Raw genomic sequence first — 16,409 nt, forward strand, 5'->3', positions numbered from 1 at the left:
ATCTATACACACCCTTTTTTCAAAGTAGTGATGTATTAGCCGAGGTGTTATTCTTTCTACCTTATAGTATATCAAATAATCAGATTAAGAACAAACATTCTATTACATAAAATAACACAGTTCCACACCTTATAACGAAGGGATGAAACTGTGTTTGATTTGATTTCTAAAAACCATATGCCGCCTCTTTGGCTTCACGAATACTAGTATATGTTTCCGTTAGTACTACTGTATCTTCCACCAAACGTTCGATTCGAAATAACACATCATCATTAACGATTTCCTTGCGATAGAAGTCTTTTTCCTCGATAAAAACATAAGTTTGAACGATTTCAGCTTTCATATACGCTAGAATTGGTTTCAACTGCTGTTCCACCATCAAATAATGCTTCGCTGTACCCGCCGTCACCAACATACTAACGACCTTATCCCGAAACGCATTCACTGGCAGTAAATCAAAAATGTTTTTAAGAGTCGCTGGAATCGAAGCTTGGAACGTAGGTGTTCCAATAATAATCGCATCCGCCGCCATAATCGTTTCGGTTACATATTTTGTATCGCCGTCATATTCCCGGTAATCTCGCCCGTCACTAAAGACCATTTCAAATTCCGCGAGATCCAGTAAAGTAATCTCTGCCTCTGGATATTTTTCATTCGCAATCTTTTTTGTGTAATCCACCGCTGTTCTTGTTTTAGAGCCTACTTTGGATCCTGCTAGTAATACAATTTTCATTGTAACCTCTCCTTATTTATCAGCTGTATATTTCTTAACTGCTGGTAGTATCTCCGTTGCAATCAGCTCAATATTTTTCATAATTTTATCAAACGGCACGCCGCCAAAGTCAATTTCCGCCATGAAACGCTGATGGCCGTAAAGTTCATATTGGTAAAGAATCTTTTCAATAATTTGCTGAGGACTTCCAACCATTAACGCGTCACGCGTATCAATCGCTTGTGCAAATTGCTGTTTTGGATATCCGCCACCTCTTAACGCCTGCATTCCTGAATTCAAGTGAGGGTAGTATTCACGTAAGGCATCTTGAGAATTTTCCGCTGTATACATTAGGCTGGTCGTTGAAATTGGCATCGTTAGTGGATCAAATCCACTGCGCTCCAATGCTTCACGATATGCATCCACTGCGACTTTAAAGTTTATAGCAGGACCGCCAAGCGTTGTCAGCATCATCGGAATTCCAGCGTATCCTGCTTTAATCGCACTTGCAGGCGGCCCCCCTACTGCACGCCAAATGGGCATATGTCCATTTTGAGGTTGCGGTAAAATCATTGCATTCTTCAGAGGCGCACGAAATTGCCCTTCCCATGTCACTTTTTCCTCATCATTTAACTTCATTAAAAGTTCTAATTTCTCTTCAAATAATTCTTCATAATCATGCACGTCATACCCAAGTAAATCATATGCCCCTACACGTGAACCACGTCCAGCGACAATTTCAGCACGACCTTTTGAGATTAAGTCGATTGTTGCAAAATCTTCATATACACGAACAGGATCAGAAACACTTAACACTGTCGCAGAACTCGCAATTTTAATATTTTTAGTCGCTTGCGCAATCGCGCCTAGAATGACTGTATGGGCTTGTGTCGTAAAATACATTTGGTGACTTTCCCCGACCGCAAAAACATCGAGTCCCGCCTCATCTGCTAACTTACCCGCTTCAATTAATTCATGAATGCGTTCTCCAGCTGTTAGACGGTTTCCTGACACCGGATCTAGTAAATGTTCCCCAATCGAATATAATCCGAATTCGAGTCCTTTAGATTTATCAATGCGATATTTCTCCATTGTTTTTAGCTCCTTTAATTTCCGTACCTTTGACTAGTCAAGTGATAGTGCAAAAAAATTATTCTGGTGGTAATTCTCTTGTTTGGCTATATTTATGGACACGAGTCATCAATTTGTATAGTGTCTTTTCTTCTTCTTTCGTTAATACGTCTTCAAAAAATGAGGTTTGAAATGCTAGTTGTGCAGGCATCGCTTCTTCTAAAATAGCTGCGGCCTTTTCCGTTAAACTAATATTTTTTGTTTTCCAATCTTGCTTACGCACAATATACCCTTCTTTTTCTAGTCGCACGAGCATACGGGAAATGCCGCCTTGCGTAACAATCACTTTTTCAGCCAATTCACTTTGAGTAAGCGGCTGATAAAGTTGAATTTGTGCAAGTACATCAAACTTGGCAGTTGTTAAATCAAATCGCTTTAAAAATTCGTTTGATAGTTGGTTGCTTTGATTGGTGAAACGCATTAAACGTAACCAAATCAACGAGCCGATTGTATTATTACGCATAATATCTCATCCCTTTCACTTACCTTATCATCACTTTACCATGCAAGTGATGAACTTTCAAGAAAATTGGCTTGAATTAAAGATAATTAGTAACTGGATACTTATTTTGATTAACACCAAGATCATTTCACACATAAAAAGGCATTTCATCCGCTGAACTCACCGCGAATGAAATGCCTAGCCTAACCCGTTACAATTTAACCTTTTGCATTCAATACAGCTGACACCGAACTCAATGCGATTGCTGCAATTGGAATACCGACTGTGACGCGCTTATTTCACGCTATTTTTGTAGTTTCCCTTTCAGTCGAATTAATCCAACATAGACAACAGGCACTATCGTTGTAATGATAACAATCCCCGTCCAACCGCCCGACTCCCAGAGCGGACTCAGTAATGTACTCCCTGCTGCAACACCTACATAATAGGCGACAAGGTACAAACTTGATGCGCTCCCTTTATGATGCACTGCCTCCCTGCTTACGGAAGCTGCCGTTAATGAATGCGCCGTGAAGAATCCTAGACAAGTGACACAAAGTCCGATGACAATCACCAGAACAGAAGCACTCAGTGTCAATAAAATTCCAAAAGACATCACAAATACACCTGTAATTCTAACCTTTCTAAGACCGAATTTATCTGCAAACCACCCTGCAAGCGGTGAACAAATGACACCAACCCCATATGCTAAAAATGTATAAGAAACCATTTCAAGAGAAAGTGAAAACGGTGGTGCGGTTAGATGGAACGGCAAATACGTCCATACACCAGTAAAGGATAATTGCAAAACAATACCAAGGCCGAACACGACTAGTAATGAAGGATTTTTCAAATGAAATAAAAACCCTTCAATATCTTTCGAAAAACTCGTATTCGTCGGCTCAAAGTTTCTTGACGCGGGCAGCGTGAAAAGAATGATGCCAAAAATAACTATCCCTGCTGCCGCCAATAGGTAAAAAGCTACTTCCCATGAAAAATGTTCCGTAATGTAACCAGTTGCCACCCGACCAATCATGCCACCTAATGCATTACTCGATATATAAAGGGCTGTTGCAAAACTAGCAAATTGCTTATGAATCTCCTCATTTATATATGCCAAAGCTGCCGCTGGAACACCTGCAAGTGCAAATCCTTGGATAAACCTCAAAATAATTATGACTAGAAAAGAATCGGTAAGCGGCATTAATAGAAATGGAATAACAGAACCAATTAATGATAATTTAATATAAAGTCCGCGGCCATTCCGATCCGAGAAAAACCCAAGAACAATTAGGCCGATAATTAATCCGAGCGTCGACATCGACAAGGACAAACTCGCAAAAGAAACCGGGATATCGAACTCTTCCGTAAAGACTGGAAGCAATGGTTGTACCGCGTACATCGCTGAAAAAATAAAAAGTGAACCAATGCCCAGACTACTAATAATTCTCCAAAACTGTGAATCCCGTATAGTATATCCTTCATGAGCCAAAGTAACACGTCCAGTCGTTAACCTATCGTGAAAATTCCGTTAAAATCATTGTAACTCTTTTTTGCGAGTTTGTGCCGATTAGTGTTAACAATGTATCGATACTGCTCTTCTGCATCATTTCACGGGCTTTTTGGTAGTGTAAAACCAAATTCACACGATATGACGCAGGTATAAAGTCCTGTTTTGCGGATATATTGGAAAAAGGTGCGGATATGTTGCTCGAAGGCACGGATATATATCTCGTATTGTCGGATATCCGCTCTAAACCCACGGATATCGCCAGTCACACGATATAAAAAGGATAGAAGTTCCTATTAATTACAAAACCTCTAACACAACATCGTTAGAGGTGGTATGTCATTCTTATTTTTCATCTTTTACATTTTGCACTTGCTGCCTATTCTTGTTCACGAACTTTTCCATGATTATTTTTTCCTCTTCAAGCAACGGCAGAACAAAATTGTAAAATCCATCTTCGTCTACATCCGACAATACTTTTATATATTCAGCCTTCTGCTCTTTTTGAATAATAAGTGGTGGTAAGTCGTTTTGCAGTAAAGAATAATTCATCAGCATCCGACCTGTTCGACCGTTGCCATCCGAAAATGGATGGATTCTTTCGAATTGAATATGGAAGTCTACAATAATTTTAATTTTTTCTTCTTCCGATTTTGCATGGCTTAATTGATAATTTAAGTTTTCGACCCACTGTAGCATGAATAGTGGAGTTTCTTTGGCGCCTGCCGTTTGAAATGTAGCTCCTATAATTGCATTATCATGCTCTTTGAACTGTCCTTTGTCGTATTGCAATCTGTCTGTTAACGCTCTATGCATATCTTTCACAGTTTCAACTGTAAGTGGCTGCTCGTTGTCGATTGCATGAAACAAATAATCAAACGCTTGTTCATGGTTTGCAACTTCATAAATTTCCCGCATATTTATAGATCTATTGCTATTTACAGTGTGATATAAAATAATACTCACCGTTTCAGGTAGAGTGATTGTATTTCCTTCTAATCCACTAGAATGATGCGCCATCCTGACTAAAACATCTTTAATATATTCATCATTAAATTGTTTTACATTCATTATATACCCACCCCTCTAATTCATTCTCTTCATTATAATCCAAATCAAACAGACTGTGTAGTTTTGATTGCATCCTTTTTGTATGGGTGGAGTGAATTATTCATCAAGGGTAAGGGATCTCTTTCTTTACCAATCACTAATGATAAAACGTGACGCCTAAAACATCTGGGAAGGTAATTGCATATTTCAAAAACATTAGTGTACATGCTTTGCCAATTTCACAATTGCTTATAACAACTTATAAAACGAACGTTCATATGTAATAATGTTTAATCATTCGCCAATACAGTTATTTCATTTCCGTTAATTGGCGTGAAAATCAACTTTGTTCGGATTCCGCTAGTAATTTCCCGATTTTGAAATTGACTCACCGAAGCGGTAAGTGTTAACATATAAAGAATATACGATTGGGGAATACTAGCCAAACGTAAAGTAATTTTAATTATAGCCCTTTACATAAATGAGGAGGAATGCTTGTGTTTAAAGTTTTAGTGTCCGATCCAATTAGTGATTTTGGACTGCAACAATTAACAAAAGCGAATGATGTGGAGCTTATCAAACAGACAGGATTAAGCGAAGATGAACTTGTTTCAATCATTGGTGACTTCGATGCGCTGCTTGTCCGTTCTCAAACAAAAGTAACTGAGCGCATTATGGAAGCTGGCGTCAAATTGAAAGTGATTGGTCGTGCGGGGGTTGGCGTTGACAATATTGATTTAAATGCTGCAACGAACCATGGAATTATTGTAATTAACGCACCAGACGGAAACACGATTACTACATGTGAGCATACTTTTGCGATGATGATGGCATTGGCTCGGCATATCCCGCAAGCTTACGCGAAAACAATTGAAGGAGAATGGGACCGAAAATCATTTATTGGGGTTGAATTACGCAACAAGACACTCGGTGTATTTGGACTAGGTCGCATTGGGATTGAGGTCGCTAAACGAGCGATGGCGTTTGGTATGACAATTCTTGGTTACGATCCTTTCATGTCAGAGGAACGCGCAAACCAATTGGGCATCAAGCTCGCAAGCCGTGACGAAATTGTGCAACAGGCAGATTTCATGACTGTCCATACGCCGCTTACAAACGAAACCCGTCATATGATCAGTAAGCCACAATTTGAAATCATGAAACCAGGTATGCGCATCATAAATTGTGCGCGCGGTGGGATCATCGACGAATTGGCACTTGTGGAAGCACTTGATGAAGGCATTGTGGCTGGAGCAGCATTCGATGTATTCGAAAATGAACCACCAGAAGCGGATCATCCTTTCTTTGCACATCCAAAAATTATCGTCACACCACACTTAGGCGCATCCACTATGGAGGCACAAGAGAATGTAGCGATTGACGTTTCCGAACAAGTTATTCACATTTTGCGCAATGAACCGTTCAAAAACGCGGTGAATATGCCTTCAATCGCACCCGAGTTGCTCAATAAATTGCAACCCTACTTTATGTTGTGTGAACATCTTGGTAAATCACTTGCACAGATGACTGACGGTGCGGTACGGGAAATTACAATTGAGTGCGAAGGCGAATTAGCTGATCTAGACACTTCTCCATTAAGTCCATATGTGCTCAAAGGAATTCTTTCTCATCACCTTGGTGCAGAACAAGTTAATATCGTAAATGCGATCCATTTGGCTAAGCAACGCGGCATCCAACTGGTTTTCCAAAAGTCACTTTTCAATCAAAATGCTTCTAGCAAAATTACAATTCGCTTGAAAACAACGGAGGAAGAGCGTTGGGTAACTGGATCTGCGGTATCTGGCATAGGAGAGCGTCTAATTAAAGTCGGGCCTTATCCAGTAGATATTGAACCAAAAGGTCTTATATTGTTAATTTCACATACGGACAAGCCAGGCTTAATCGGGCATGTTGGAACCGCGCTTGGGGTTAACGGCGTTAATATTGCGAGTATGCAAGTAGGTCGCCAAGAAATCGGTGGTTCTGCAGTGATGATTTTAGAAGTTGATAATAAAGCTTCCAAAACAGTCATCGAAGAATTAGAAGCAATTCCGCAAATCACAAGAGTTCGAGAGGTCAATTTCGATTGAAAGGAGCGGTTAATTTGAAACAAACTATTCGATCTGTCTATAACTTTAACGCTGGCCCATCGGCATTGCCGCTACCAGTTCTAGAAAAAGCCCAACAAGAGCTCATCGATTTTCGCGGCACTGGCATGTCGATTATGGAACTTAGTCATCGTAGTCAAGCTTATGATGATGTACATAATGAAGCCATTGCACGTTTAAAAAGGTTATTTTCGATTCCTGAAAACTACGAGGTACTTTTCCTACAAGGTGGTGCTAGTCTTCAATTTTCAATGATTCCCATGAACTTTTTGAAACCTGAGCAAAAAGCGGGTTATGTTATGACAGGTGCATGGGCAGAAAAGGCATTCGACGAAGCTAAACTTTTCGGAGAACCTTACCATGTTGCTAACACTAAAGAGAGTAATCACAACACAATTCCAAAGATAAACGACTTGCAATTTAACGAAGATGACGCTTATGTCCATCTAACTTCTAACAACACGATTTTTGGTACCCAGTGGAAAGAGTTCCCTAACACCGGTGATGTTCCACTCATTGCAGATATGTCCAGTGACATCATGTCCAAGCCAGTAGACGTGAGTAAATTCGGTCTTATTTACGCCGGTGCTCAGAAGAATCTTGGCCCTTCGGGAGTTACAGTCGCCATTATTCGTAAAGATTTACTTGAAAAATCTAATTCAGAAATACCAACCATGTTGAACTATAACACGCATGCCAAAAGCAATTCACTTTACCATACACCACCGACTTTCGGCATCTATATGTTAGGCGAAGTACTCGCTTGGATCGAAGAATTAGGTGGATTAGAGGCTGTTGAAAAACAAAATGAAGAAAAAGCTAAATTGATTTATGATGCGATCGACGGTAGCGATGGTTTCTACCGTGGTCACGCAGAACTCGAAAGCCGCTCCCTCATGAATATCACGTTCAAGCTCGCTGACGAGGCATTGGAAAAGAAATTTTTAGAAGAAGCTAAAGATGAAGGATTTGTCGGTTTAAACGGACATCGTTCTGTCGGTGGATGCCGTGCCTCTACTTACAACTCGGTTCCTTTAGTTGCATGTCTTGCGCTAAGTGAGTTTATGACTCGATTTCAGAAGAATAATGAATAAAATTAACCCTTTATGAATTCAATAACGGATTAGACTTTGGGAAGGTAAATTCCCAGTTTAATCCGTTTTTTTGTTATTTCTTTAGGCCGCTACTTGTCCCATCCATCGACTGTGACGCATTAAGAATCGTCAATGAATCATATAACTAACGGCCATACTCGCCCAAGGAGATCGAAGTTTCATTTCGATCAATCAATTGACGCGCGCCTAGTACTTAAACAGTTGCTGAATCGCTTTAAACTACAGTCAGTAAATCAACAACTTCTACAATTAAAGGAGTTCCGGCAGAGATACTACCAGTAACACTATTAAAGGTCAATTCTGTTTCAGAAATAGAATACGAATCGCCCTCTTGCAGCACACCGTTAATGTAGAGATTGTAGTAACCATTTGTAACTATTGGAAACGCAGTTGCAACTTCTCCACTGTCATCCAGAAAATCAGCCACAGCAATAGTTGTACCATCAGAGACAGATAAAGGGGCTGTTAACACGTCAAAAAACCTTGCTGAATTACCCGAGACATTCACATGAATATTAATTAGGGAAAGCGCCATCAAAATCACCTCTTTTCATCTACATTGTAGTAAATGAAAAAATTCAATGAATTGACAGGGCTGTCCTTACAATAAAACTAAATCAATTTTATGAACGCTGTTCAGCTGCAAATGTTATCAGTTCCAAAATGATTGGCGTCCCCCGATAAATGATTCCATTAGTGGGGCTAATCGACAATGAGTTGGATTCCACACTATACATTCCCCCTTCTTGGACGACTGCATTAATGAATAGATCCGCGTATCCATTTGGACTGAAGCTCATAAATTCTGTTGTTTGGCTCCCATCATCGTTATAAAATAGCGTTGCAGGCAGCGTAGTTCCATTTACTAAATCGATATTAGCCGTTGCGACATAAAAATACCTTTTTACAGTTGGTATGATACTTAGTTCGGGGATAACTATTGGCGGGTTTACCGGAGTGTGTGTAATAGGCGTGATGCAAGCGCTAACTTTTATTTTTGGCCAGCAAAAATTTCTACTTTCACAACCTTCGATTTCGTTTATTCTTACTACCTTTTTTTGCTTTTTATATTTCTCCATAATGTCTTCACTCCTCTACCACTATTATATGATGGCAGTCTGTTAGCTGATTAAACCTTTGTCCCTAATCGATGTCCACGTATTCTTGTTTTAATAAATAAAAAAAACGGACTAAACATTGGAAGAGAAGTTCCAAGTTTAATCCGTTTTTCCGTCATTTCTTTAGGCCACTAATTGTCCCATCCATCGACATTGATGCATTCAAATCGACAAAGAATAGCACAATTGTCGTATCTTCATTCGCAACTAATGACGGAAGTGGATTGACTAAATCCGTAATGGCTTCTTGTTTTCCGATTGTGAAATCTTGAATCGAAATTTCCCCGTTCATCACATATAAAAATGGTATAAAGCCCTCGTATATTGGAACCTCAAGCCCTTCACCCACTTTAGGGTGCGCATCCAAAATAATGACATTTTGTCTTACGTAAAGTGGTGCTTCGCTTCCTTCTGGCCCTACCATGAGATACCAATTTTCGTTATTTATTGGCTTGTCATGGAATTGAATTTTTGGTGGTAGATCTGTTTCACTTGGCCGCACGAAAATTTGAAGCATTTCCACCTCATCTTCTGTAACTTTTTCCTCGTGCCAAAAACTTTCTCCTGCATTCATCAGCATCAATTTCCCTCGGGCAATTGGTGCTTCAAACCCAGCTGAATCCTTATGATGTGTGACACCTGAGCTTATATAACTTAGGATTTCATCATTCACATGTTCATGCATTTTTATCGTTAAACCCTTTTTCATAACCGCGTGATCAATGACTGCTAACGGACCGAATGCAGTATCTGCGGCATTATCCCCTAAAATACTACCTGGATGGACACGGGTAATTGTGAATGGACCTCTGAAAGGCTGTGCATGATTTCCAGCTTCAAGTTTTTGTAACAAGATAAAAACCCCCTTTATAACAAAATCGACTCTCCAAGAGGAAGTCGATTTTTGTTACCATTTACTTTACCTGAATATATTTTTCACCTAAGATGCTTTTGACTACGTAAGCATCTTGCGATAATTCTTTTTGTGCAAAAGCATCTAGCTCATCTTTTTCAATTGAAAAATACTCTTCAACTTCACGGGAGAATAATAATTTCTCCTGCGTGAGTAATTGGTCTAAATTAGATAACTTTTTCGGTTGTATTGTTTCTTCAGGAAGTAATTGTTGAAGTGCATTTGTATAGTCTTCTAAAGTTCGTGCACCAACGATTCTAACCCCTTTTTGTTCTTCATTGACCATGACGATTGTTGGAAATCCGCGGACACCTAACTCACGAACGCGTTGGAAGTCTTCGTGTAATGAAGTGTTTGCTTCTGGAGTCTTTGATTGCCGAACAATTTCTTCTCCGTTAAGGCCAACTGAATTGACAATATCAATCAACATTTCATCCTGTGCGATGTTTTTATTGAAAGCGAAAAGTTCTTCTCGCGCTCGGCGTAAAAATGTGTTTGCTAAATCAGGGCTTTTTTCTTGAATTACTTTATATACGCGAGAAGGGATGAATGACGACTCGATTGGATTATCGTACCAAACAGTTCCGTCGATTGGCATGCGCGAGTGTTCCCCAACTTCTCTCCAGTGGCCAGCAACATCTGAGGGGCCTGATATTCCGTTTCCAGGATCAACAGGACCATCTCCCCATTTTTCAAGCAAACCGCCCATCAGGGTATGCATATTAAAGTATTTCCCGTACTGGTCGACAAACTTTCGAAGGACTGGCTCCAATGCCCAGCAATGCGAACAGATTGGATCAGTTACATAATAAAGTTCAATCGTTTTCTTCGGAGCCGAGAAATCTATGAACTCCATTGTATTCGTGCTATCCCCACCTGGCCCGCAGATACCAGTTTCTAAATCACAAATCATGTTATTCTTATCCATTTCAATTCCTCTTTTCATTAGTTTTTATTGGACAAATCAATATCAATATTTTCTTGTGCCCACGCTTGAATCGGTTTCAGGGCGAGTGCTAATTGTTGACCTTTATCGGACAAATGATAAGAAATCGTTATAGGTGTTCCTTCTGTAACTTTTTTTACCACTAAGTCATGTTCTCCAAGTTCGGTCAATTTCAACGAAAGGGACCGAGGGGTAATATCATTTAAATCGCGCTTCATATCGGAAAAATGCGCTGTAAACTCCGGACAATTCGACAAGTAATGAATAATAAGCCCGTTCCAACGTCTTCCTAAAATCTCAAAGCTCGATTCTAAATAGGGACATACTTTAATAACGATCACCTCCAACGATTAATTAAAGTATATAACAGGTATACAAAGTATATCAAGTATAAAGATTATACCAACTAAAAAAGTTCATCTAAAAATCTTACTCATATGCAACTTATAATTTACATAAGGTAATATATATGTTACATTGTTATCAGGAGGTAATTCATGAAAAATTATGTTAAAATTGCCCGCGTCAAAGTAGATCTAACACAACAACAGCTCGCTGATGTTGTCGGTATCACTCGGCAAACCATTAGTCTTATTGAAAAAGGTAAGTATAACCCTTCATTAAAGCTTTGTTTACAAATTTGCTATGCCGTAAATGCAAAATTAGATGAGATATTTTGGATAGAACAGGAGGACTTTAAATGAAAAAAATCACAGATGAAAGGCTTGTTTTGAAGAATTTACAAAACTTAAGGATTTCCCATGTGGTTCTGGTGATTGGTGTTTTATGTATTCTTGGCTATGATTTATTTCAAGGTGGACCGGAAAAAGTGCTAAAGAATCCACTTTGGATGGTATGGATACTATCAACTATTGTTTACTCCTATTTATCAATGAGCGTAAGTTTAGAACATGAACGGAAAATGCGGAATCCTAGAAAATCGTTTGTAGTGGGATTAGTTGTGGTAGCAGTCATATCGACAACTATTGCTTATCTGGTTTCGATTACTCCAGACTTCGACTGGATGGATGGTCTATTAGTTGGGGCTATTGTATTTATTTGCAGTTTTATTCCTCTGTACTATATTTATCGCTTGAGGGTGAAGCAAGCGTTAGAATTTAGTGATGGTGATGAAGAATAATGTTACTTTCTAAGGTATACAGTACTAAAATAAAATCACCTCACAATCTGTAAAAGATTGAAGGTGATTTTAAAAGTGGTACCAGTTCCCAAAACAAACGCTCATTTTGGTCGCTGGCATCCTATTTAGTTACGCACGAGATAATCAAACGCGCTTAAAGCAGCACTTGCGCCTGATCCCATAGATATAATGATTTGTTTATGGGCACTATCCGAGCAGTCTCCTGCAGCAAATACGCCAGGGACGTTTGTTGCACCGCGTTTATCGACAAGAATTTCGCCGAATTTATTGCGTTCAACTGAATCGCCTAACCAGTCTGTATTTGGCACAAGACCAATTTGGATAAATATGCCTGATATTTCGACATGGTGTTCTTCGTTTGTTTCACGGTCAACGTAAGTTACGCCGTTTACACTATCCGTACCTGTAATTTCTTTCGTTTGAACATTTTTCAAAACAGTGACGTTCGGAAGACTGTGAAGACGATCTTGTAAAACAGAATCGGCTTTTAGTTCCGGTGCAAATTCGAGAACCGTCACATGTTTTACAATTCCTGCAAGATCAATCGCTGCTTCAATACCAGAGTTACCGCCACCAACGACAGCAATATCTTTACCTTCAAACAACGGACCGTCACAGTGTGGGCAGTACGCAACGCCTTTATTTCTAAATTCAGCTTCTCCTGGAACGCCAATATCTCTCCAACGAGCGCCCGTTGAAAGGATCACGGATTTACTTTTTAGCACAGCACCGTTTTCCAGTTCAATTTCGATAAGATCTTTCTTTTCCAAACGTTTTGCACGTTGTAAGTCCATCACATCGACATCGTACTCTTTTACGTGCTCCTCAAGATTTGCAGCCAGTTTAGGACCATCAGTACGAGTGACGCTAATAAAGTTCTCGATTGAAGCTGTGTCTAAAATCTGACCTCCGAAACGATCAGCAACGATTCCCGTACGAATCCCTTTACGCGCTGCATAAATGGCCGCACTTGCACCTGCTGGACCGCCTCCGACAACTAGCATGTCGTATGGCTCTTTATTTTCAAATTCAGACGCATCTGGTGCAGTTCCCATTTTCGCAAGGATTTCTACCAGTGTGATACGACCACCAGAGAATTCTTCTCCATTTAAAAATACTGTTGGAACAGCCATTATTTTTTTGCTTTCAACTTCTTCTTTAAACGCCGCGCCGTCAATCATCGTATGTGTGATGTTCGGGTTAAGAACACTCATCACGTTAAGTGCTTGTACAACTTCCGGGCAGTTTTGACAGCTTAGGCTAATATATGATTCAAAATGGTACTCGCCCTCAAGATTTTTCACTTGGTCGATAAGTTTTTGATCGACTTTTGGTGCGCGTCCACTTACTTGTAGTAAAGCAAGTACTAAGGATGTAAATTCGTGTCCGAGTGGAATACCTGCAAACGTAACGCCTGTATCTTCACCGATCCGGTTGATACTAAAGCTTGGTGTTCTTTCTAACTCAGTTTTTTCTACTTTAATGCGGGATGTCATACTCGATAATTCATCCATTAATCCGTTCATAACATTCGAAACGTGATCAGATCCCGTGCTTACTTTAAGAAGCACATCGTTTTCCATCATTTCAAGGTATTGGGCTAATTGTGCTTTTATATCTGGTTCTAACAAGATTCATCAAACTCCTTAACATATTCTTCCAACAAATAAATTTCGGCGTGATTTCATCAAGTTTCGAATTGAGTTTGTCAATTCAAAATTTGAGGCATCCGCCGAAGTCTTAAAAAAATAGCGGGGCGACCCCCGCCATTTCAAATTAAATTTTACCTACAAGGTCGAGGCTTGGTTTAAGTGTTTCTTCGCCTTCTTCCCATTTCGCTGGGCAAACTTCGCCTGGATTGTTACGAACATATTGAGCTGCTTTAACTTTCCCTACTAGCGTGCTCGCGTCACGTCCGATACCGTCTGCATTGATTTCTACTGCTTGGATAACGCCGTCAGGATCAATGATGAACGTACCGCGTTGTGCAAGACCTGCTTCTTCGTCTAGCACATCGAAGTTGCGTGAAATTTTTTGTGACGGATCACCAATCATAATATAGCGAATGCTGCTGATTGCGTCTGAGTGATCGTGCCATGCTTTATGTGTAAAGTGTGTGTCTGTTGAAACAGAATACACTTCTACGCCTAACTCTTTTAGTGTCGCATATTGGTTTTGAAGATCTTCAAGTTCAGTTGGGCATACGAATGTAAAGTCTGCTGGATAAAAACAAACAATACTCCATTGGCCTTTCAAGTTTTCGTCTGTAACGTCTATAAACTCACCGTTACCTGCATTGTAAGCTGAAGCCTTAAACGCTTCTACTGTTTTACCGATTAGTGACATAAATAAATTCCTCCTAAAGATTTTTTATTACAATTAGTTTAGGCGACATACGTCGAACCTAAACCGAAGTAATAATTAAATTACCATTACTTAATAATAATAATTCTTATTAAGTATTAATTATGATATAGAATCCGGTTATTGTCAACAATAACGCTAAAATCCTTTATATCTAAACACTATTATTAATGGACTCCTACTTATATTTTAACTGAAATTGACTTTCAAATAAAGAAAATCACATTCTATAATATTATTACATTCTCAATTAAGGTTCTTATTTCTCAATTGGGCGAAATTTCTAAGTATGTAAAATATTCAATCGAGTATATATAAATATGCTTTGGAGACGAGTTCTATAGTTTAGCGTCTATTGTTGATTTCACTTATCAATTTATCTTCCGTTAATACATCTTTAAACATGCCTATACTATATAGTAATCGAGTTCCACTAACTTCCGATTGAACCCATTTTTCCGCGATACTCCCTTCAGAAAATTCAAGATAAATCGGAATATGCGGGAACTGATTAGACAATTCAATCCCCGACCACAAACTGAGGTGATCTTCGTGCAAACAAACATAAATATGTGTAATTGGCTCGTCTTGTTCTAGTATCATGGCTTTTAATGGATCAGACGCAACATCAAAAGACTGTAGCGTAATCGAAGTATGCTTACTGATTTTCGGATAATTGCGCTGCCACTCTTGTCTGACTTTAGACATGGACTTATCTATAGTGGTAATTAGCGGTACGCTTCTTTCAAACTTCTCACTTTGCGTAATTGCTTTTAACGCAATATGTTGTCCCAACGGTCCAAAACCAATAATCAGTAAATGGACTGGGCGTTCATCTTCTTCAGAAGCATAGATCGGATATTTTTTAAATAGGGCATCCACAAATAATTCATAGAGATTGATTGGTTGTACCTTAAAGTGTTGATCAGTCTCTGAAGCTATACTTTCCAGGTCTTGAAATAGCTTTCGAGAGGAAATTTCTTGGAGATGAATATAAACGGTCAGCGTCGAATTCTTTTTCGCATGCTTCGTAAAGTCATAACGAAGGTCCATGAGTTCGTTTAAATTATCCACGTCTTCTTCATGAAGAAAGAAAATATTTTTAGCCCGAGCTACACCACACTTCGTATAGATATTTTCTTCCTTATCACGATTATGGAGGACAACCACTTTAAGCTCTTCTAAATAATCGACAACCTCGTTTGGCATTTGATCAGCCACAAGAATGACATGCTTCTTCCGTTTCCGTAAGTCTTCTATGAATGCCCTACTATTTTCGTTATATCCAAAGACAATCGTATGATTGCCAACTAATTGGTAATAAACCAGTAAAATTGACATCTCCAACATCCGATACATGGCAATGAACAATGTCGATATTGTATATAAAGCGGCCGACCAACGTGCAATTTCAACGATTAAAGGGTAATGAAGTAAATTCGAACCGTCTGCCGTAAATACATCCGACACAATCAGTAAATAGAGTTGAAATGTAAAATATAGTGCGTTCAAAATTGAATGCGCCTCAACTGAATAATGATAATAACTATAAAAACCAGTAATAAACGCCAGTAAAAATAAGAAAATATGTACTGCATATTTTTTTGTATATAAAAACACAATTGGAAACACCAGAACATAGATAGCTAGAATGGTTAAAATAACAGGATCAGTTGCATCTTCTCGTCTTGCCATCCAACCAAAGACTAGTGCAACTACGATAGTAACCATATAGTAATGCAAAATTAGCCTTCTGTTTCGAATAAGCCGCTCCATCATCATCCATCTCCCCCTATTTAACCCGCTTCAATTGAATTAAGTTTAGCATAGTAACATTT

General features: G+C 39.1%; 17 protein-coding genes. 4 read left to right on the top strand and 13 right to left on the bottom strand.

Features of this window, described 5'->3' with window-relative positions:
• Positions 1-166: 166 nt before the first annotated feature.
• The 5 genes from AC25Y1_RS09535 to AC25Y1_RS09555 form a co-directional block, all read right to left on the bottom strand.
• Positions 167-733, bottom strand: a complete 567-nt coding sequence (locus tag AC25Y1_RS09535; RefSeq protein WP_488147748.1) for an NADPH-dependent FMN reductase — start codon at positions 731-733, stop codon at positions 167-169.
• A 12-nt stretch (positions 734-745) separates the two neighbouring features.
• Positions 746-1,804, bottom strand: coding sequence for an LLM class flavin-dependent oxidoreductase (locus AC25Y1_RS09540; RefSeq protein ID WP_488147749.1), 1,059 nt, complete (start codon positions 1,802-1,804; stop codon positions 746-748).
• A 58-nt stretch (positions 1,805-1,862) separates the two neighbouring features.
• The gene (locus tag AC25Y1_RS09545) at positions 1,863-2,306 is read right to left on the bottom strand and encodes a MarR family winged helix-turn-helix transcriptional regulator (RefSeq protein ID WP_488147750.1); all 444 of its coding nucleotides are present in this window, start codon (positions 2,304-2,306) and stop codon (positions 1,863-1,865) included.
• Between the two features lie 283 nt (positions 2,307-2,589).
• A complete protein-coding gene (locus tag AC25Y1_RS09550) occupies positions 2,590-3,777 on the bottom strand; it encodes an MFS transporter (RefSeq protein ID WP_488147751.1) in 1,188 nt (395 codons plus the stop codon).
• Positions 3,778-4,140: 363 nt separating this feature from the next.
• A complete protein-coding gene (locus tag AC25Y1_RS09555; protein ID WP_488147752.1) occupies positions 4,141-4,866 on the bottom strand; it encodes a Fic family protein in 726 nt (241 codons plus the stop codon).
• Between the two features lie 476 nt (positions 4,867-5,342).
• Between AC25Y1_RS09555 and serA the strand changes: the two genes are divergently transcribed.
• Both serA and serC read left to right on the top strand, forming a co-directional pair.
• Entirely contained in the window at positions 5,343-6,935 is a 1,593-nt protein-coding gene (serA, locus tag AC25Y1_RS09560) for a phosphoglycerate dehydrogenase (RefSeq protein WP_488147753.1), read from the top strand.
• A 14-nt stretch (positions 6,936-6,949) separates the two neighbouring features.
• A complete protein-coding gene (gene serC / locus AC25Y1_RS09565; RefSeq protein WP_488147754.1) occupies positions 6,950-8,047 on the top strand; it encodes a 3-phosphoserine/phosphohydroxythreonine transaminase in 1,098 nt (365 codons plus the stop codon).
• Positions 8,048-8,282: 235 nt separating this feature from the next.
• Here serC and AC25Y1_RS09570 read toward each other — a convergent pair whose 3' ends face one another.
• The 5 genes from AC25Y1_RS09570 to AC25Y1_RS09590 form a co-directional block, all read right to left on the bottom strand.
• The gene (locus tag AC25Y1_RS09570; protein WP_488147755.1) at positions 8,283-8,603 is read right to left on the bottom strand and encodes a DUF4183 domain-containing protein; all 321 of its coding nucleotides are present in this window, start codon (positions 8,601-8,603) and stop codon (positions 8,283-8,285) included.
• Positions 8,604-8,691: 88 nt separating this feature from the next.
• Positions 8,692-9,147: a DUF4183 domain-containing protein gene (locus tag AC25Y1_RS09575; RefSeq protein WP_488147756.1), complete on the bottom strand. Its 456-nt coding sequence runs from the start codon at positions 9,145-9,147 to the stop codon at positions 8,692-8,694.
• A 154-nt stretch (positions 9,148-9,301) separates the two neighbouring features.
• On the bottom strand, positions 9,302-10,039 hold the full coding sequence (locus tag AC25Y1_RS09580; RefSeq protein ID WP_488147757.1) for a pirin family protein: 738 nt from the start codon (positions 10,037-10,039) through the stop codon (positions 9,302-9,304).
• Positions 10,040-10,100: 61 nt separating this feature from the next.
• Complete coding sequence (locus AC25Y1_RS09585; protein WP_488147758.1) at positions 10,101-11,027, bottom strand: DsbA family oxidoreductase; 927 nt, start codon at positions 11,025-11,027, stop codon at positions 10,101-10,103.
• Positions 11,028-11,044: 17 nt separating this feature from the next.
• A complete protein-coding gene (locus AC25Y1_RS09590; RefSeq protein ID WP_488147858.1) occupies positions 11,045-11,377 on the bottom strand; it encodes a winged helix-turn-helix transcriptional regulator in 333 nt (110 codons plus the stop codon).
• Between the two features lie 165 nt (positions 11,378-11,542).
• On the opposite strand from AC25Y1_RS09590, the gene AC25Y1_RS09595 reads away from it, so the two are divergent.
• Both AC25Y1_RS09595 and AC25Y1_RS09600 read left to right on the top strand, forming a co-directional pair.
• Positions 11,543-11,749: a helix-turn-helix transcriptional regulator gene (locus tag AC25Y1_RS09595; RefSeq protein WP_488147759.1), complete on the top strand. Its 207-nt coding sequence runs from the start codon at positions 11,543-11,545 to the stop codon at positions 11,747-11,749.
• Entirely contained in the window at positions 11,746-12,186 is a 441-nt protein-coding gene (locus AC25Y1_RS09600) for a hypothetical protein (RefSeq protein WP_488147760.1), read from the top strand. The genes AC25Y1_RS09595 and AC25Y1_RS09600 overlap by 4 nt, the downstream gene beginning before the upstream one ends.
• A 125-nt stretch (positions 12,187-12,311) precedes the next feature.
• Here the strand turns inward: AC25Y1_RS09600 and ahpF are convergent, their stop codons facing one another.
• The 3 genes from ahpF to AC25Y1_RS09615 form a co-directional block, all read right to left on the bottom strand.
• Positions 12,312-13,841: an alkyl hydroperoxide reductase subunit F gene (gene ahpF / locus AC25Y1_RS09605; RefSeq protein ID WP_488147859.1), complete on the bottom strand. Its 1,530-nt coding sequence runs from the start codon at positions 13,839-13,841 to the stop codon at positions 12,312-12,314.
• Between the two features lie 142 nt (positions 13,842-13,983).
• Entirely contained in the window at positions 13,984-14,553 is a 570-nt protein-coding gene (gene ahpC, locus AC25Y1_RS09610; protein WP_488147761.1) for an alkyl hydroperoxide reductase subunit C, read from the bottom strand.
• A 363-nt stretch (positions 14,554-14,916) separates the two neighbouring features.
• Positions 14,917-16,353: a hypothetical protein gene (locus AC25Y1_RS09615; protein WP_488147762.1), complete on the bottom strand. Its 1,437-nt coding sequence runs from the start codon at positions 16,351-16,353 to the stop codon at positions 14,917-14,919.
• Positions 16,354-16,409 lie beyond the last annotated feature (56 nt).

Source organism: Sporosarcina sp. Y1009 (assembly GCF_057669865.1).